The organism is Pseudomonas macauensis (genome assembly GCF_047902425.1).
In the GTDB taxonomy this organism is placed as follows: domain Bacteria; phylum Pseudomonadota; class Gammaproteobacteria; order Pseudomonadales; family Pseudomonadaceae; genus Pseudomonas.
Genome location: NZ_CP138377.1, coordinates 4,062,220 through 4,079,301 on the forward strand (window position 1 = coordinate 4,062,220; position 17,082 = coordinate 4,079,301).

The window sequence follows — 17,082 nt, forward strand, 5'->3', positions numbered from 1 at the left end:
CTACTGCGCCGCTGGGGCGTCGCCGGCGGGGGCGTTCGGTGCAAGCACCGGAGCCGGGCTGGAACGGTAATCGGCGCGACGCTTGAGCTGAAATTCCTGAACCGCCTTGTTGTGGTCGTCGAGGTTGTCGGAGAAGGCATGACTGCCATCGCCTCGCGCAACGAAGTACAAACTGTCACCCGGCACCGGATTGAGTGCCGCGTGGATGGCCTCGCGCCCCGGCAGGGCGATGGGCGTCGGCGGCAAACCGGCGATCACGTAGGTGTTGTAGGGGGTCGCCTCGCGCAGGTCGGCGCGGGTGATCTTGCCGGCGTAGCGATCGCCCATGCCATAGATGACGGTCGGGTCGGTCTGCAGCAGCATGTTCTTTTCCAGACGACGCACGAAGACGCCGGCGATTTGCCCGCGCTCCTGCGGTACGCCGGTTTCTTTCTCCACCAGCGAGGCCATGATCAGCGCCTGGTAGGAGTCCTTGTACGGCAAGTCCGACTCGCGCTTGTCCCACTCTTCGGCAAGGATGTTGTCCATGCGCTGGTAGGCTTGCTTCAGCAGGTCGATGTCTCGCGTGCCCCGGACGAAACGGTAGGTATCGGGGAAGAAACGCCCTTCCGGGAAAACACCCGGCTTGCCCAGCTTGGCCATCACCTCTGCATCGCTGAGGCCGACCAGGGTCTGGCTGAGCTTGGGCTGGCGGGAAAGCAGCTCGCGCACCTGGTGGAAGGTCCAGCCTTCGACCAGGGTCAGGCCGTACTGCACCACGTCACCGTCGCGCCACTGGTCGAGCAGTTCGGCAGCGGTCATGCCGGGCTTGAGGCGGTATTCGCCGCTGTGCAGCGCCTCGCCGGAGAGGTTGAAGCGCCAGTACAGGCGCAGCCAGAACCCGCCATGCAGCACGTCCTCGTCCTGCAGTCGGGTCAGCAGTCCGCCCGGCGTCGCCCCGGAAGGCGCGTCGAGCAATCGCTCTTCGGTGAGCTGGAGCGGCTGTTGCAGCGCGCGGTGCTGCTCCCAGGCCGCCAGGCCCAGCACGAGCCCGGCCAGCAGCAGGCCGCCTTCCAGCAGCACCAGCAATTTGCGCATCACGTGTCAGGAATCCAGAAGTTCGCGAAGTTGGCCTTGCAGTTTACGGGTCAGCGGCCCGACCGGCCAAGCACGACCGGCAAAGCCACGCACCGGCCAGATGCCGTAAAGGCTGTTGCAGAGAAAGACCTCGTCGGCCTGCGCCAGTTCGGCGAAGTCGATGTCCCGCACGATGACCGGTAGGCCGATATTGCCGGCGCGCTCGATCACTTCGGCGCGCATTACACCGGCAACGCCGCAGCGGCTGAGCTCGGCGGTGACCAGTTCGCCATTGCGGACCAGAAACAGATTGCTGAACACACCTTCGACGATCCGTCCGGAAACGTCGCGCATCAGGCCCTCGGCAAAGGTCGGGTCATCCCACTCGGCGCGGGCCAGAACCTGCTCCAGGCGATTGAGGTGCTTGAGGCCGGCCAGCAAGGGCTGCTCGGCCAGGCGCGTCGCGCAAGGGAAGAGCTGGACGCCCTCCTCCCAGTGCTTTGCCGGGTAAGCCGGCGCCGGGGAGCCAAGCAGCAGGCGGCGCACCTGGGCGTCCGCCTGCGGCGCGTAGCCGCGCGCGCCTTCGCCACGGGTCAGCATCAGCTTGGCGACGCCATCGCCCAATGCCGTGCTGAAACGCAGCAGTTCGTCTTCGACCCGCTCCAGCGAGACCGGCAGGGCCAGGCGTTGCACACCCTCTTCCAGCCGGGCCATGTGGCGTGCCAGCAGGCGCGGGCGGCCTGCCGACACGCGAATGGTTTCGAACAGGCCATCGCCATAGGCCAATCCGCGATCTCTCACGGACAGGACCTCGGCGCTGCGGCCGTCGACCCAGCTCAGCATCAGCCGTGGAACCGGCGGAACACCAGGGAACCGTTGGTACCGCCGAAGCCGAAGGAGTTCGACAGCGCGACTTCGATCGGACGCTCCTTGGGCTGGTGCGCCACCAGATCCAGGTCACAGCCCTCGTCGGGGTTGTCCAGGTTGATGGTCGGCGGTGCCACCTGGTCGCGCAGGGCGAGCACGCAGAAGATCGCCTCGACCGCACCGGCGGCACCCAGCAGGTGACCGGTCATGGACTTGGTGGAGCTCATCGACAACCAGTAGGCATGCTCGCCGAAGATCGATTTCACCGCGGCGATTTCCGCGATGTCGCCGGCCGGCGTGGAGGTGCCGTGGGCGTTGATGTAATCGACCTGCTCCGGGTTCAGGCCGGCGTCACGCAGGGCCGCCTTCATGCAGCGCGCGGCGCCCGCGCCGTTTTCCGGCGGAGCGGTCATGTGGTAGGCGTCGCCGCTCATGCCGAAGCCCACGACCTCGGCATAGATACGGGCGCCACGGGCCTTGGCATGCTCCAGCTCTTCCAGCACCAGCGCGCCTGCGCCGTCGGAGAGCACGAAGCCATCGCGGTCCTTGTCCCACGGACGACTGGCCTTGGCCGGCTCGTCGTTGCGGGTGGACAGCGCGCGGGCCGCGCCGAAGCCGCCCAGCCCCAGACCGCAGGCAGCCATTTCGGAGCCGCCGGCCACCATCACGTCAGCGTCGCCGTAGGCTATGTTGCGCGCGGCCATGCCGATGTTGTGGGTACCGGTGGTGCAGGCGGTGGTGATGGCGTAGTTGGGACCCTGCAGACCGAGGTTGATCGACAGGAACCCGGAAACCATGTTGATGACCGAGCCGGGCACGAAGAACGGCGAAATGCGCCGCGGGCCCTGCTCGAACAACGAACGGCAGGTGTTTTCGATGTTGGTCAGACCGCCGATGCCCGAACCGATGGCAACGCCGATGCGCTCCCGGTTGGCGTCGGTGACTTCCAGGCCGGAGTCACGCACCGCCTGGTAACTGGCGGCCAAGCCGTACTGGATGAACAGGTCGAGTTTGCGAGCTTCCTTGGCGGACATGTATTGCTCGACGTCGAAACCCTTCACCGAACCGCCGAAGCGGGTGGAAAAGGCGGACAGGTCCATGTGTTCGATCGGGGCAATACCGCTGCGCCCGGCGAGAATGCCTTCCCAACTGCTCGGCACATCCACACCCAGGGGCGACAACATACCCATGCCAGTGATGACTACGCGTCTACGCGACACTGTGACTTCCTCTCATACGTTTCACGGCAATAACGCCGGCAGATGCCGGCGTTAAAGAAAAGCCGCACGCCTTTGCAGGCCGTGCGGCTTCTTTCGTCGGGGAACCGACGACTACGTCTTATGCCTGGTGGGCAACGATGTAGTCGATGGCTTCCTGAACGGTGGTGATCTTTTCGGCTTGCTCGTCGGGGATTTCGGTCTCGAATTCCTCTTCCAGAGCCATCACCAGCTCAACGGTGTCAAGGGAGTCGGCGCCCAGGTCTTCAACGAAGGAAGCGCTGTTGGTGACTTCTTCTTCCTTAACGCCGAGTTGCTCAGCAACGATCTTCTTGACGCGTTCTTCGATGGTGCTCATACCTTGTTTTCACTCCTATGGACAATCCGTACAGCTGGGCTGCGGGTAAGTGTATAGAAAGGGTTTTCTGCATTTCAAGCTGAACGCTGACGCCCCTTCGCGGCTAACCCAGATGCTCTGCCTAATCCCGTCCGCAGTACGTTGGGGATTCTAGACAGCGCATATGACATCGCCGCGAAGCAACACGTCACATCAACTCATGTACATTCCGCCATTCACCGGTACCGTGGCACCCGTAACATAAGCTGCGCCCTCGGAAGCGAGGAATGCTACCACTTTGGCGATCTCTTCTGCTTGCCCCAGTCGACCCAGCGGAATCTGACCGAGCAGCGCTTCACGCTGCGCCTCCGGCAGTTCGCGGGTCATGTCGGTGTCGATGAAGCCAGGAGCAACCGCGTTGACAGTGATAGCACGGGAACCGACTTCGCGCGCCAGGGCACGGGTGAAGCCCTCAAGACCGGCCTTGGCAGCAGCGTAGTTGGTCTGCCCGGCATTGCCCATGGCACCCACCACCGAACCGATGTTGATGATGCGACCCCAACGTGCCTTGGTCATGCCACGCAGGACGGCTTTCGACAGACGGTAGAGGCTGTTGAGGTTGGTGTTGACCACGTCGAACCACTCGTCGTCCTTCATTCGCATCAGCAGGTTATCGCGGGTGATGCCTGCGTTATTGACGACGATAGCCGGAGCACCGGCTTCTTTCTGGATGGCTTCGAGGGTGCTGGTCACGGACTCGTCGTTGGAGACGTCCAGCACCATGCCCGAACCCTGGATGCCATTGGCCTTCAGGTATTCGGAAATCTTCTGCGCGCCGGACTCGCTGGTGGCAGTGCCGATCACGGTGGCACCCATGCGACCCAGTTCCAGGGCGATGGCCTGGCCGATACCACGGCTCGCGCCGGTAACCAGTGCAACCTTACCTTGCAGACTCATGCTTTATCTCCTCTCAGACCAGCGCCGCGCGTGCCGCCCCGAAGGCGTCCGCGGAATCCAGGTTGTGGGTGGTCACGCCCTTGGCGCAACGCTTGTTCAAACCAGCCAGCACCTTGCCCGGGCCGCACTCGACCAGGTCGGTGACGCCCTTCTCGGCCAGCAGTTGGACGCTCTCCACCCAACGAACCGGGCTGTACAGCTGCGCCAGCAGATCGCGCTTGAGCGCGGCCAGATCAGCGGGAACCTGGGCGGTAACGTTCTGCACCAGGGCAATCTGCGGCATCTGCCACTGAATGGCCTCAACGGCATCGGCAAAGCGCTCGGCAGCCGGGCGCATCAGCTCGCAGTGCGACGGCACGCTGACCGGCAGCGCCACGGCGCGCTTGGCACCACGCGCCTTGCAGCCTTCAATGGCGCGCTCCACGGCCTTGGCCGCACCGGCGATCACCACCTGGCCCGGCGCGTTGAAGTTCACAGCGCTGACCACTTCGCCCTGGGCGGCTTCGGTGCAAGCCGCCAGCACATCGGCATCTTCCAGGCCGAGGATGGCCGCCATGCCACCAGTACCGGCCGGAACGGCTTCCTGCATCAGTTGGCCGCGACGCTCAACCAGCTTCACCGCATCGGCAAAGGCCAGGCTGCCGGCGGCGACCAGCGCGGAATATTCACCCAGGCTATGGCCGGCAACGTAGGCCGGCTGCGCGCCACCCTCGGCTTGCCACAGGCGCCACAGGGCGATGGAAGCGGTGAGAATGGCGGGCTGGGTCTTGTCGGTCTGGTTCAGGCGCTCTTCCGGCCCTTCCTGCACCAGGGCCCAGAGGTCATAACCCAGGGCGGCAGAGGCTTCGGCAAAGGTATCGCGCACGATGGCGTGCTGGGTGCCCAGTTCGGCAAGCATGCCGAGGGACTGCGAACCTTGACCGGGGAATACGAAGGCGAGGGATGCGGACATTGCAACAGTTCCCTTTTTTGTCTGTGTCATCAAATGGATATCGCCAGCGGAAGCCTGGCGTATTGAACTGACAGTTGGATGACGGTCTGACGACCGCGGTCACATTAGAGCAGATGTTCCAGCCGGCCATGCAGCCGCTGGGGCAGATTCTCGCGAACTTCGAGCAGCGCACGACGCAAGGCGCTCTGGATGCCCTCCTCTTTCGCGCTGCCGTGGCTCTTCACCACGATGCCCTGCAAACCCAGGAAACTCGCACCATTGTGCTGGGACGGCGTGAGATCGCCACGCAGCCGACGCAGGAACGGCATAGCCATCAGCCCCACCGCCTTGGCCGGCAGGCTGGAGTTGAACAATTCTTCCAGGCGGGCCGCGACCATCGCCGCCAACCCCTCGCTGGACTTGAGCAGGATGTTGCCAACGAAGCCGTCGCACACCACCACATCGGCCAGACCGCGATAGAGGCCATCGCCCTCGATGTAGCCGATGTAATTCACCCCGCGCGCCTGCTGCAACAGACTGGCCGCCAGCTTCACCTGCTGGTTGCCCTTGATGTCCTCGGTACCGACATTCAGCAGCGCCACCCTGGGATTCTGCTTGCCCAGTGTCTCCGCCGCGACAGCACCCATGACGGCGAACTGATAAAGATGCTCGGCACTGCAATCGACGTTCGCCCCCAGATCGAGCAGATGGCAATGACCAGTCTGTGTCGGCACGGCAGTGACCATCGCCGGACGGTCGATACCGGGCAGTGTCTTGAGCAGGTAGCGGGAGAGTGCCATCAGCGCACCGGTATTGCCGGCACTGACGCAGGCATGGGCCTTGCCATCCCGAACCAGTTCGAGGGCAACACGCATGGAGGAGTCGGGCTTGCCGCGCAGAGCCTGGGACGGACGCTCGTCCATCGTGACGACTTCGCTGGCGTGGTGAACGTGAAGACGCTGGCGCTCAACCGGGGACAGGTCGCGCAGGTGTTCTTCGATCAGGGGAGCCTGGCCAACAAGGACCAGTTGAAGAGAGGCGTACTCGGCCAGAAAGGAAATGCAGGCCGGAACAATGCAGTGGGGACCGTAGTCCCCACCCATTGCATCAATCGCGATGATTGGTGCGGACAAGGATTACTCGTCAGAGCCCTTGTCTACGACCTTACGGCCGCGATAGAAACCGTCCGGGGAGACGTGGTGACGCAGGTGAACTTCACCGGTGCTCTTCTCTACGGACAGAGCGTTCGCGTCCAGGGCATCGTGGGAACGACGCATGTCACGAGCGGAACGGGATTTTTTGTTCTGCTGAACAGCCATGATTGATTAACTCCTAAACGTTTGGGTCACGCTTCAACTGCGCCAGTACGCTGAACGGATTGGGCCGCTCTTCGACGTTCTCGCTCGGTTCGGGCGCTGTAGCGTATCCCACCGGCTGCTGGCAATCCTCAGGATCATGGACCGGCACGATGGGCAAGGCGAGCAGCAACTCGTCCTCGGCCAGCGAGGTCAGGTCGATGGGGTCTTCCCCCACTTCCAGCGCATCGTAGCCATTAGGCAGATCATCGATCGACTTGCCTTCCGGGATGATGACGTAATCGTACTCACCACCCACATGGAAGTTGGCCGGCTCGAGACAGCGCTGGCATACCATGCTCACCTCGGCGTCGAGTTCGACGTGCATGACCGCCAGCTTCTGCTCATCACGGAAGAAGGAAAACTTCGCGTGAATCTTGCCATCACTGCTGGTCAGTTGCTCGTTGAGACGTGGCATCTTGGCGATCGGCAGCTCACCTTCGAGGGTGGCGGCGCGCTCTACCAGTTTGCGCGGATCAACGTGAGGTGGTATCGGTCCATTCAACATAAGCGCGCCATTATAGGGATGCACCCGAAGCTGTCAAAGGAAATTAGCCATAAACCGCTGTATGGACAGCCCTTTTCGCTAGAATCGCAGCGACGCTCCAAAGGAATCCTCCATGCTGCCACTGATCCTTGCTTCCAGCTCACCCTACCGCCGCGAATTGTTGCAGCGCCTGCGCCTGCCGTTCGAATGTGCAAGTCCCGACATCGACGAAAGCCCGCTTCCCGGTGAAAACGCCGAGCAACTGGTCCAGCGCCTCGCGGAAAGTAAAGCGCGCACCCTGGCACAGCGCTACCCCGGCCATCTGATCATCGGTTCCGACCAGGCCGCAGTGAACGGCAGCCAGATACTCGGCAAACCCCTCAACATCCATCGAGCCAGCGAACAACTGAAAGCCGCCAGCGGCAAGAGCGTCAGCTTCCTCACCGGACTCTGCCTGCTGAACAGCCAGAGTGGCCGCAGCCAGGTCGATTGCGTGCCCTTTACCGTGCACTTCCGCGACCTCGACGAAGCACGTATCCGCCGCTACCTGGAGGCCGAACAACCCTTCGATTGCGCCGGCAGCTTCAAGGCCGAAGGCCTCGGCGTCAGCCTGTTCCGCTCCACCGAAGGCGAAGACGCCACCAGCCTGATCGGCCTGCCGCTGATCCGCCTGGTGGACATGCTGCTGGCCGAGCAGGTACCCATCCCCTAGCCCCAAAACGCAGAAGGCCCGGCGATTGCCGGGCCTTCCTTTATATAGAGGAAGGAATCAGCGCAGAGCCGGCCCCTGCCAACCCATCCATAGCGCCAGACGCTCGGCAACGCTGGTGCCCAGCTTCTTGGCGAAGCGGTCGAAGGGGGTTTCCTGGACGGTGTAGTCCACCACCTCCTTCTCCTTGATGATCTCCCGCGCCACATAGCTGGTGCTGCCCAGGCCATCGATCAGCCCTAGCTGCAGCGCTTGCTCGCCAGACCAGATCAGACCAGAGAACAACTCAGGATGATCCTTGTCCTTCAGGCGATCGCCACGCCCCTTCTTCACGCTGTCGATAAACTGTTTGTGCGTAGTATCCAGCACCTGCTGCCAGAACGCGGTTTCATCCGGCTTCTGCGGCTGGAACGGATCGAGGAAGGCCTTGTGCTCACCCGAGGTGTAGATGCGGCGATCCACCCCCAGCTTTTCCATGGTGCCGACGAAACCGAAAGTCGCCGCGGTCACGCCAATGGAACCCACCAGACTGGCCTTGTCGGCGTAAATCTGATCGGCGGCGCTGGCGATGTAGTAGGCACCGGAGGCGCCGAGATCACTGATCACGGCATAGACCTTGATATCCGGATGCTCACCACGCAGACGCTTGATTTCATCGTAGATATAGCCGGACTGCACCGGACTGCCGCCCGGGCTATTGATACGCAGGACGATACCCTTGGTGCCAGCATCCTCGAACGCGGAACGCAGCGCACCGACGACATTATCGGCACTGGCCGGCTCGTCATCGGCGATCATGCCCTTCACCTCGATCATCGCCGTGTGACTGGCACTGCGCGAGGCGGACTTGGACAGGCCACCGAACGGACTGAACAGCGCCAGGGCGACGAACAGATAAAGGAAGGTCAGCAGCTTGAAGAAAATACCCCAGCGACGCGAACGGCGCTGCTCCTGAACCCCCGCCAGCACTGCTTTCTCCAGCAGCTTCCAGCCCTTGTCGTCACCTGCCGTGGTTTGCGCAGCCTTGCTATCGTCCGCCTTCCATTCATCCGACATCGTTGCCCACCTTAAGCAGCGGTTTCACCGAGCGCCCGGCCAGCCAGGCGCGCAATTCATTGAAATGTTCCACTTCCAGCGCCGGAGCATACTCTCGCAGAGTCTCCAGCGACTGCGCACCATAGCCCACCGCCACCGAATCCATGCCGGCACGGCGCGCCATTTCCAGATCGAAAGGCGAATCCCCCACCATCAGCGCATCGCGCGCATCCACCCGGCAATGCCGAAGAATTTCATGCAGCATGCGCGGATCGGGCTTGCTCGCCGACTCGTCCGCAGCGCGGGTGATGTCGAAGAAATCGGTCCACCCCTGCCCCGCCAGCACGCGATCCAGGCCACGGCGATTCTTGCCGGTGGCGACCGCCAGTTGGTAACCCGCATGGCGAAATTCGGTCATCGCCTCGGCAACACCAGGGAACAGCGGAGAAGGCTGCACCTCAAGACTCAGATAGTGCTCGCCGTAGTCGCGACGAAAACGCTCCAGCGGCTCGCCCTCTTCCACTTCGGGATAGAGCGTCTGGATCGCCTCGGGCAGACCAAGGCCGATGATGCCCTTGATCGCCTCATCACTGCGCGAAGGCAGACCGGAATTGACTGCCGCGACGCGCATCGACTCGACGATACGGCCGATGGAATCCACCAGCGTGCCATCCCAATCGAAGATCAGCAGGGAATACTCACGCATCCAGGCGCTCCACGGTGCGCTGCCAGACTTCGTCGACCGGCGCCTCCAGCTCCAGCACCGAGCCATCGGGCATCGGCACACGCAGGAATGCGGAATGCAGGAACAGGCGCTTGCCGCCCAGTTCGCGGATCTCGCGGGAGAAGTCTTCGTCGCCGTACTTGGGGTCGCCGGCAATGGAATGACCGGCATGCTTGGCGTGCACACGAATCTGATGGGTGCGACCGGTGATCGGGCGCGCCTCGACCAGGGTGGCGAAATCACCAAAGCGGCGCAACACCTTGAACTCGGTCAGCGCTTCCTTGCCTTCGGGATTCACTTCCACCACGCGCTCGCCGGAGCGCAGGTTGTTCTTCAGCAGCGGCACGGCGATCTGCTTCTTCGCCGCCGGCCAACTGCCCCGCACCAGGGCGTGATAACGCTTGTCCACCACGCGCTCACCGCGCAGGGCGTCGTGCAGATGGCGCAGCATGCTGCGCTTCTTGGCGATCATCAGCAGACCGGAGGTATCACGATCCAGGCGATGCACCAGCTCCAGGTCCTTGCACTCCGGGCGCAGCTGGCGGAACGCCTCGATGACCCCGTAGTTCAGGCCGCTGCCGCCGTGCACGGCGATCCCGGTGGGCTTGTTCACCACGATCAGCGCCTTGTCTTCGAAGACGATGGCGGCTTCCAGGCGCTCCAGCAGCCCCTGCGCCAGCGGCACGGGCTCGTCGCGCTCAGCCAGACGCAGCGGCGGCACGCGCACCACGTCGCCGGCCTGCAGCTTGTACTCGGGCTTGATGCGCCCTTTATTGACCCGCACCTCACCCTTGCGAAGGATGCGGTAGATCAGGGTCTTGGGCACGCCCTTGAGCTGGGTGCGGAGGAAATTGTCGATGCGTTGGCCGGCATACTCCGGCGCGACTTCAAGCAGCTGAACGCCGGAAGTCGGAGGGGCGGGATTTGTCATCCGGACATAATAACAATTTTTCATTCAATTGAAGCACTTAATCATTGCTGCTATATTCGGGAGGCCGCCAAAAGTGGCCAGGCCCGCGGATGATCGCGTAATCGCCGTCCCCAACCGCCTGCAAACACATTGAACGGACACGAGGCAGTCCCCTGAAGCGTTGCAACGGCATGAGCGATTCGCCCGCCGACAGCGCCTCGAAACCCAGGCCTTCAGACATGACCACGGCAGCCAAGGTCGCCGTGATAAAAGCCAACCCCGCTCCCGGATTCTGCGAGCGGCACCCGGCTCTTAGGGAAATGTGCAGGGCGGAGATGCACAACTGTCGGATTGCGTTGCTTTCATGCCTTGAACGTAGACGCCTTCATCGTCCGCATCTGACAGTCGATTCCTCCTCCTGATGAGTGCTTGTTCTTACTCGACAAGCAGGAAACGTAGTCGCGGCACAGCAGATTTCTCCTGCTGCCGCTGGACACGGGAATGGTCCGCCATTCCTGAGTACGTGCCTTAGCACCGACCGTGAGAGTCGTGTGTGCCGATCGCCGTTTCCGGTGGCCCCGGAAACCATTGGTACTACATGAAAAGAATGCTGATCAACGCAACTCAACCCGAAGAGTTGCGTGTAGCGCTGGTAGACGGCCAACGCCTGTTCGACCTGGACATCGAGTCCGGCGCGCGCGAACAGAAAAAGGCCAACATCTATAAAGGGCGCATCACCCGCATCGAACCCAGCCTCGAAGCCGCCTTCGTCGACTTCGGCGCCGAGCGCCACGGCTTCCTCCCCCTCAAAGAAATCTCCCGCGAATACTTCAAGAAGAACCCCGAAGGCCGCATCAATATCAAGGATGTGCTCAGCGAGGGCCAGGAAGTCATCGTCCAGGTCGAGAAAGAGGAGCGCGGCAACAAGGGCGCAGCCCTGACCACCTTCATCAGCCTCGCCGGCCGTTACCTGGTGCTGATGCCGAACAACCCGCGCGCCGGCGGCATCTCCCGCCGCATCGAAGGCGAAGAGCGCAATGAGCTGCGCGAAGCCCTGAACGGCCTGAACGTTCCCGGCGACATGGGCCTGATCGTCCGCACCGCGGGCCTGGGCCGCAGCTCCGAAGAGCTGCAGTGGGACCTGGACTACCTGCTGCAACTGTGGGGCGCCATCAAGGAAGCCTCCGGCGAGCGCAGCGGTCCGTTCCTGATCTACCAGGAAAGCAACGTCATCATCCGCGCCATCCGCGACTACCTGCGCCAGGACATCGGCGAAGTGCTGATCGACAGCATCGACGCCCAGGAAGAAGCCCTGAACTTCATCCGCCAGGTCATGCCGCAGTACGCGAGCAAGGTGAAGCTGTACCAGGACAGCGTTCCGCTGTTCAACCGCTTCCAGATCGAAAGCCAGATCGAAACCGCCTTCCAGCGTGAAGTGAAGCTGCCGTCAGGCGGCTCCATCGTCATCGACCCGACCGAAGCCCTGGTGTCCATCGACATCAACTCGGCGCGCGCCACCAAGGGCGGCGACATCGAGGAAACCGCGCTGCAGACCAACCTGGAAGCAGCCGAAGAGATCGCCCGCCAGCTGCGCCTGCGCGACATCGGCGGCCTGATCGTCATCGACTTCATTGACATGACCCCGGCGAAGAACCAACGCGCCGTGGAAGAGCGCGTGCGCGAAGCCCTGGAAGCCGACCGTGCCCGCGTCCAGGTTGGCCGCATCTCCCGCTTCGGCCTGCTGGAAATGTCCCGCCAGCGCCTGCGCCCGTCCCTGGGCGAGACCAGCGGCATCGTCTGCCCGCGCTGCAACGGCCAAGGCATCATCCGCGACGTCGAGTCCCTGTCGCTGGCGATCCTGCGCCTGATCGAGGAAGAGGCCCTGAAGGACCGCACCGCCGAAGTTCGCGCCCGCGTGCCGTTCCAGGTTGCCGCCTTCCTGCTCAACGAGAAGCGCAACGCCATCACCAAGATCGAGCTGCGCACCCGCGCGCGCATCTTCATCCTGCCGGACGACCATCTGGAAACCCCGCACTTCGAAGTGCAGCGCCTGCGTGACGACAGCCCCGAGCTGCTGGCTGGTCACTCCAGCTACGAGATGGCCCACGTCGAGCACGAGGAAGTCCAGCCGATCAGCTCCACCCGCACCCTGGTCCGCCAGGAAGCCGCGGTGAAGACCGTTTCCCCGCAGACCCCTGCCCCGCAGCAGACTGCCGCCGCAGCCGCACCGGTTGTCGAAGCGCCCAAGCCGATGCCGGAGCCGAGCCTGTTCCAGGGCCTGGTGAAGTCGCTGGTCAGCCTGTTCGCCGGCAGCAAGCCGGAGCAACCGCAACCTGCCGCCGCTGAGAAGCCGGCTGCCGAGCGCAGTGAAGGCCAGGGCGAACGCCGCAATGGCCGTCAGCAGAACCGTCGCCGTGACGGCCGCGAAGGCGGCCGTCGTGATGACGAACGCAAGGAACGTGGCGAGCGTCGCCGCGACGAGCGTGGTGAGCGTGGCGAACGCGCTGAGCGTCCAGCCCGCGAAGAGCGTCAGCCGCGAGAAGAACGTGCTGAACGTCAACCCCGCGAGGAGCGCCAGCCGCGCGAAGAGCGTGCCGAGCGTCAGCCACGCGAGGAACGCCAGCCGCGTGAAGAGCGCGCCGAGCGTCAGCCCCGCGAAGAGCGTCAACCGCGTGAAGAACGCGCTGAGCGCCCTGCCCGCGAGGAACGTCAGCCGCGTGAAGAGCGTGCTGAGCGCCAGCCGCGCGAGGAGCGTCAGCCCCGTGAAGAGCGTGCCGAGCGTCAACCGCGCGAAGAGCGCCAGCCCCGCGAAGAGCGTGGCGAGCGTCCGGCCCGCGAGGAACGTCAACCGCGCGCCGAGCGTCAACCCCGTGAAGAGCGCCAGCCGCGCGAGGAACGTCTGGCCAGCGATGCCGCTGCCCTGGAATCCGAAGAGCTGCTGAACGAGGAACTGCTGGATCAACAGGACGACCAGGAAGGCGCCGATGGCGAGCGTCCCCGTCGCCGCTCCCGTGGCCAGCGCCGCCGCAGCAACCGCCGCGAGCGTCAGCGTGAAGCCGGTGTCGATGGCGTAGAAGGCGCCGAAGACGCCAGCGAGCAGACTGAACAAGCTGCTGGTGAAGCGCCGACCGCTGCTACCGTCGTTGCCGCCGCTGCCACTGCCGCCGTGGTTGCCGAAGTTGCCAGCGAGCAGCAGCCGGCCACCGAGGCGCCGACCGAAGCCGCTCAACCGGTAGAGTCCGTCGTGGTCGAGGCCGTACGTACCGAAAGCGCCCTGGAGCAGACCATCGAGTTCCTGGCCAAGCCCGCCGAGTCCGTCGAGCAGTCTGAAGCCAGCGAAAACGTCGTCGTGGAAGCGGCTCCGGCCGTGGAAGCCCGCGAGGAAGAAGTCGTCCAGGCCGCTGTCGACGCCCAGTCCGAGCCGACCACCGAAGCTCCGGTGGAAGTCCCGGCCGCCGATGCCGGCGTTCCGGCCAACGCCACCGGCCGCGCCTCCAACGACCCGCGCGAGCGTCGTCGCCTGGAACGCCTGGCCCGTGAAGCCGCCGCCGCAGCTGCTGCCGCTCCGCAGGTCGAAGAGGCACCGGCCACCGCTGCCGAGGTCGAAGAGACCGCTGCCGTGGAAGCTGAAGTCGTGGCTGAGCCAGCCGTTGACGTCGCTGCCGAAGCCGATGCGGCGGAAGTGGTGACCGAAGCCCAGTCCGTCGAGCAGACCGAGCAATCGGCTGCCGAGCAGGCTGAAGGTGAAAAAGCCAATGAAGAAGAAGGCAACGTGGTAGAAAAACACCACAGCTGATAGCTTCTCGGCCTGAAAAAGGGGATGCAATTGCATCCCCTTTTTTATTGCCCGGATATCGACGCCCCACCTTCATAGGCGCAACTGTCGCCACGCCTGTAGGGCGTACAACCGTTCGCGGTTGTACGCCGATACGCCATGATCGCCAGTTGACGCCCCAGCCGAGCTCGAAGTGCCCTGCGGCGGGCTTCCAGGTTACAGGCCACGCCGTCGGAGTCCATCGTCAATCGGCGTATAACATCGAGCGTTATACGCCCTACACCCCCTGGTGCATTCGCGGGGAGGTCGCTGCCCGCGATAGCTGGACAGTACGGCGCGATTCGCGGATAAGATCCGCTCCTACGAAAGCCTCATCCGCCAGCGCTCGGGCGGTTCGCGAGCAAACCTGCTCCTACAGGCGCGCATGAAAAAGGGGATGCATCTGCATCCCCTTTCTCATAGAGCTCGGATGATCTCTCAGTAGAGATTGGGCTCCATCTCCAGCTCCACGCCGAAACGCTGCTGGATGTCGTCACGAATACGCTCCGCCAGCGCGTGCAGCTGCGCACCGGTCGCCCCGCCGTAATTGACCAGCACCAGCGCCTGCTGCGCATGCACGCCGCCAGCGCCGTCACGGAAGCCTTTCCAACCCGCCTTGTCGATCAGCCAGCCAGCCGCCAGCTTCACCAGGCCATCACCTTGCGGGTAGGCCACCAGGTCACTGAAGCGCGCACGCAGCTCGTCCGCCTGAGCGACGGGCACCACGGGGTTCTTGAAGAAGCTGCCAGCATTGCCGAGCACGGCCGGGTCGGGCAGCTTTTCGCGGCGGATGGCACAGATCACACGCGACACATCAGCCGGCGTCGGCGCGGTGACACCCTCCTCCGCCAGCCGCTGACGCACCGGACCGTAGTCCAGGTGCAGCTGCGCCGCGCGGTTCAGGGCAAAGCGCACCCGCAGGATCAACCAGCGGCCCGACTCGCGCTTGAAGCGGCTGTCGCGGTAGGCGAAGGCGCAGTCTTCCAGTCCGAACTCGCACAGCTCTCCGCTTTCGCGGTCCAGCGCCGTCAAGCCGGCGAAGACGTTCTTGATCTCGACACCATAGGCACCGATGTTCTGCATGGGCGCGGCGCCCACGGTGCCGGGAATCAGGCTGAGGTTTTCCAGACCGCCGAAGCCCTGCTCGAGGGTCCAGCGCACGAAGTCATCCCAGACCTCGCCGGCTTCCGCCTCGACCACCACACGATCGCCGTCGTCACTGAGGATGCGAATGCCACGGGAAGCCATGCGCAGCACCATCGCCTCGACATCACGGGTCAGCAGCAGGTTGCTGCCGCCACCGATCACCATCAGCGGCAGATCCTTTTCGGCGGCGGCGGCGATACCTTCGCGCACCTCGGCGTCGTCATGGGCCTGGGCGAACCAGCGCGCGGCGACCTCGACGCCAAAGGTGTTGTAGGGCTTGAGGGACAGGTTTTCTTGCAGTTGCAGCGTCACAGGCGCCTCTTCACTTCCATGAGCAGACCGTCGCAGGCCTGCTCCACCAGGTCCAGCACCTGCTCGAAACCGTCGTCACCGCCGTAGTAAGGGTCGGGGACTTCGTCGATTTCCAGGTCAAAGCGGCGCAGGAACAGGTCCAGCTCGGCCGTACCAGTCCCGGCACGCAGACGCTTCAGGTCGCGCAGGTTAGCGTGATCCATGGCGAGGATCAGGTCGTAGCGGGAGAAGTCCGCCGCGCTCACCTGGCGCGCCCGCAGGCTGGACAAGTCATACCCCCGGCGCAGCGCGGCGGCGCGGGTGCGTGCGTCCGGCGCCTTGCCGACATGCCAGTCGCCGGTGCCGGCGGAGTCGATCTCGATGCGATCCTCAAGGCCCGCTTCGCGAACCTTGTGACGGAATACGCCCTCGGCGGTGGGCGAGCGGCAGATATTACCGAGGCAGACGAACAGAACCTTCATCAGCCCCCCAGGATGCGCCGTACGCGCTCCAGGTCTTCCGGGGTATCGACGCCGGCCTGCGGTGCCTCCAGGGCATCAGCCACGTGGATGCGCACGCCATGCCAGAGCGCACGCAGTTGCTCCAGGCACTCGGTATCTTCCAGCCAGCACGGGCCCCAGGCCACGAAGTCGCGCAGGAAACGCGCACGGTAGGCGTAGATACCGATGTGGCGGCGGTACGGCACGTTGGCCGGCAGGGATTCTCGATCCACCGCGAAGGCGTCGCGCGCCCAGGGCAGCGTGGCGCGGCTGAAGGTCAGGGCCAGGCCGTTCTTGTCACTAACCACCTTGACGATGTTCGGGTTGAACAGCGCCGCCGGATCGTGGATTTCCTCGCACAGGGTAGCGATGCCCGCCTCCGGGTGCGCCGCGAGGTTGGCGGCCACCTGGTCGATGATCGACGGCGGCACCAGCGGCTCGTCGCCCTGCACGTTGACTACGATGGCGTCGTCGGCCAGACCCAGCGCGTCCGCCACTTCCGCCAGGCGGTCAGTGCCGGAGTTGTGGTCGGCGCGGGTCAGCACCACTTCGGCACCAAAACCCTGACAGGCATCGAAGATACGCTGATCGTCGGTGGCGACCACCACCTGGGCGGCCGAACTCTTGCCGGCTTGCGCCCAGACGTGCTGGATCATCGGCTTGCCGGCGATGTCCTTCAGCGGCTTGCCGGGCAGGCGGGTGGAGGCGTAGCGGGCGGGGATGACGACGGTGTAGGCCTGGCTCAT

17 protein-coding genes are annotated in these 17,082 nt (G+C 64.0%); 2 read left to right on the plus strand and 15 right to left on the minus strand.

What is annotated here, in order from left to right:
- The 9 genes from mltG to SD196_RS18640 all read right to left on the minus strand — a co-directional run bounded on the left by mltG (window position 1) and on the right by SD196_RS18640 (window position 7,228).
- Entirely contained in the window at window positions 1-1,077 is a 1,077-nt protein-coding gene (gene mltG, locus SD196_RS18600; RefSeq protein WP_275611924.1) for an endolytic transglycosylase MltG, read from the minus strand.
- A gap of 6 nt (window positions 1,078-1,083) precedes the next feature.
- Window positions 1,084-1,899, minus strand: coding sequence for an aminodeoxychorismate lyase (gene pabC / locus SD196_RS18605; RefSeq protein WP_370599770.1), 816 nt, complete (start codon window positions 1,897-1,899; stop codon window positions 1,084-1,086).
- Window positions 1,899-3,143, minus strand: a complete 1,245-nt coding sequence (gene fabF / locus SD196_RS18610; protein ID WP_343572798.1) for a beta-ketoacyl-ACP synthase II — start codon at window positions 3,141-3,143, stop codon at window positions 1,899-1,901. Before fabF ends, pabC begins: the two co-directional genes overlap by 1 nt.
- A gap of 118 nt (window positions 3,144-3,261) precedes the next feature.
- On the minus strand, window positions 3,262-3,498 hold the full coding sequence (gene acpP / locus SD196_RS18615; RefSeq protein WP_015477931.1) for an acyl carrier protein: 237 nt from the start codon (window positions 3,496-3,498) through the stop codon (window positions 3,262-3,264).
- 192 nt (window positions 3,499-3,690) lie between these two features.
- Window positions 3,691-4,434, minus strand: a complete 744-nt coding sequence (gene fabG, locus SD196_RS18620) for a 3-oxoacyl-ACP reductase FabG (RefSeq protein ID WP_152224538.1) — start codon at window positions 4,432-4,434, stop codon at window positions 3,691-3,693.
- A gap of 13 nt (window positions 4,435-4,447) precedes the next feature.
- Complete coding sequence (gene fabD / locus SD196_RS18625; protein ID WP_331319871.1) at window positions 4,448-5,386, minus strand: ACP S-malonyltransferase; 939 nt, start codon at window positions 5,384-5,386, stop codon at window positions 4,448-4,450.
- A 104-nt stretch (window positions 5,387-5,490) separates the two neighbouring features.
- Window positions 5,491-6,498 (minus strand): phosphate acyltransferase PlsX, encoded by a 1,008-nt coding sequence (gene plsX, locus SD196_RS18630; protein WP_370599773.1) that lies wholly within the window; start codon window positions 6,496-6,498, stop codon window positions 5,491-5,493.
- Window positions 6,499-6,501: 3 nt separating this feature from the next.
- Window positions 6,502-6,684: a 50S ribosomal protein L32 gene (gene rpmF / locus SD196_RS18635; RefSeq protein WP_009621425.1), complete on the minus strand. Its 183-nt coding sequence runs from the start codon at window positions 6,682-6,684 to the stop codon at window positions 6,502-6,504.
- Window positions 6,685-6,697: 13 nt separating this feature from the next.
- Window positions 6,698-7,228 (minus strand): YceD family protein, encoded by a 531-nt coding sequence (locus SD196_RS18640; RefSeq protein WP_275611031.1) that lies wholly within the window; start codon window positions 7,226-7,228, stop codon window positions 6,698-6,700.
- Between the two features lie 112 nt (window positions 7,229-7,340).
- On the opposite strand from SD196_RS18640, the gene SD196_RS18645 reads away from it, so the two are divergent.
- On the plus strand, window positions 7,341-7,919 hold the full coding sequence (locus tag SD196_RS18645) for a Maf family protein (RefSeq protein WP_275611030.1): 579 nt from the start codon (window positions 7,341-7,343) through the stop codon (window positions 7,917-7,919).
- A gap of 57 nt (window positions 7,920-7,976) precedes the next feature.
- Here SD196_RS18645 and sppA read toward each other — a convergent pair whose 3' ends face one another.
- Genes sppA through rluC form a run of 3 tightly spaced genes read right to left on the minus strand, consistent with a single transcriptional unit; the run spans window position 7,977 to window position 10,606 of the window.
- Complete coding sequence (gene sppA, locus SD196_RS18650; protein WP_416310533.1) at window positions 7,977-8,972, minus strand: signal peptide peptidase SppA; 996 nt, start codon at window positions 8,970-8,972, stop codon at window positions 7,977-7,979.
- A complete protein-coding gene (locus tag SD196_RS18655) occupies window positions 8,962-9,657 on the minus strand; it encodes an HAD-IA family hydrolase (protein WP_331319872.1) in 696 nt (231 codons plus the stop codon). The genes sppA and SD196_RS18655 overlap by 11 nt, the downstream gene beginning before the upstream one ends.
- Complete coding sequence (gene rluC, locus SD196_RS18660) at window positions 9,650-10,606, minus strand: 23S rRNA pseudouridine(955/2504/2580) synthase RluC (protein ID WP_207884434.1); 957 nt, start codon at window positions 10,604-10,606, stop codon at window positions 9,650-9,652. Before rluC ends, SD196_RS18655 begins: the two co-directional genes overlap by 8 nt.
- A gap of 577 nt (window positions 10,607-11,183) precedes the next feature.
- On the opposite strand from rluC, the gene rne reads away from it, so the two are divergent.
- Window positions 11,184-14,381 carry a ribonuclease E gene (gene rne, locus SD196_RS18665; protein WP_416310534.1) on the plus strand — a complete coding sequence of 1,066 codons (3,198 nt, stop codon included), beginning with the start codon at window positions 11,184-11,186 and terminating at the stop codon, window positions 14,379-14,381.
- A gap of 456 nt (window positions 14,382-14,837) precedes the next feature.
- On the opposite strand, the gene murB is transcribed toward rne, so the two are convergent.
- Genes murB through kdsB form a run of 3 tightly spaced genes read right to left on the minus strand, consistent with a single transcriptional unit; the run spans window position 14,838 to window position 17,082 of the window.
- Entirely contained in the window at window positions 14,838-15,857 is a 1,020-nt protein-coding gene (murB, locus tag SD196_RS18670) for a UDP-N-acetylmuramate dehydrogenase (RefSeq protein ID WP_416310535.1), read from the minus strand.
- Window positions 15,854-16,318 carry a low molecular weight protein-tyrosine-phosphatase gene (locus SD196_RS18675; protein WP_275611025.1) on the minus strand — a complete coding sequence of 155 codons (465 nt, stop codon included), beginning with the start codon at window positions 16,316-16,318 and terminating at the stop codon, window positions 15,854-15,856. The genes murB and SD196_RS18675 overlap by 4 nt, the downstream gene beginning before the upstream one ends.
- A complete protein-coding gene (gene kdsB / locus SD196_RS18680; protein ID WP_416310536.1) occupies window positions 16,318-17,082 on the minus strand; it encodes a 3-deoxy-manno-octulosonate cytidylyltransferase in 765 nt (254 codons plus the stop codon). Before kdsB ends, SD196_RS18675 begins: the two co-directional genes overlap by 1 nt.

Excerpts from the sequence above, each read along its gene's own strand:
- pabC (WP_370599770.1), bottom strand. The coding sequence starts at position 1,899 with ATGCTGAGCTGGGTCGACGGCCGCAGCGCCGAGGTCCTGTCCGTGAGA.
- rluC (WP_207884434.1), bottom strand. The coding sequence starts at position 10,606 with ATGACAAATCCCGCCCCTCCGACTTCCGGCGTTCAGCTGCTTGAAGTC.
- kdsB (WP_416310536.1), bottom strand. The coding sequence starts at position 17,082 with ATGAGCCAGGCCTACACCGTCGTCATCCCCGCCCGCTACGCCTCCACC.
- rpmF (WP_009621425.1), bottom strand. The coding sequence starts at position 6,684 with ATGGCTGTTCAGCAGAACAAAAAATCCCGTTCCGCTCGTGACATGCGT.
- rne (WP_416310534.1), top strand. The coding sequence starts at position 11,184 with ATGAAAAGAATGCTGATCAACGCAACTCAACCCGAAGAGTTGCGTGTA.
- SD196_RS18640 (WP_275611031.1), bottom strand. The coding sequence starts at position 7,228 with ATGTTGAATGGACCGATACCACCTCACGTTGATCCGCGCAAACTGGTA.
- sppA (WP_416310533.1), bottom strand. The coding sequence starts at position 8,972 with ATGTCGGATGAATGGAAGGCGGACGATAGCAAGGCTGCGCAAACCACG.
- fabG (WP_152224538.1), bottom strand. The coding sequence starts at position 4,434 with ATGAGTCTGCAAGGTAAGGTTGCACTGGTTACCGGCGCGAGCCGTGGT.
- SD196_RS18675 (WP_275611025.1), bottom strand. The coding sequence starts at position 16,318 with ATGAAGGTTCTGTTCGTCTGCCTCGGTAATATCTGCCGCTCGCCCACC.
- SD196_RS18645 (WP_275611030.1), top strand. The coding sequence starts at position 7,341 with ATGCTGCCACTGATCCTTGCTTCCAGCTCACCCTACCGCCGCGAATTG.
- fabD (WP_331319871.1), bottom strand. The coding sequence starts at position 5,386 with ATGTCCGCATCCCTCGCCTTCGTATTCCCCGGTCAAGGTTCGCAGTCC.
- acpP (WP_015477931.1), bottom strand. The coding sequence starts at position 3,498 with ATGAGCACCATCGAAGAACGCGTCAAGAAGATCGTTGCTGAGCAACTC.
- mltG (WP_275611924.1), bottom strand. The coding sequence starts at position 1,077 with ATGCGCAAATTGCTGGTGCTGCTGGAAGGCGGCCTGCTGCTGGCCGGG.
- SD196_RS18655 (WP_331319872.1), bottom strand. The coding sequence starts at position 9,657 with ATGCGTGAGTATTCCCTGCTGATCTTCGATTGGGATGGCACGCTGGTG.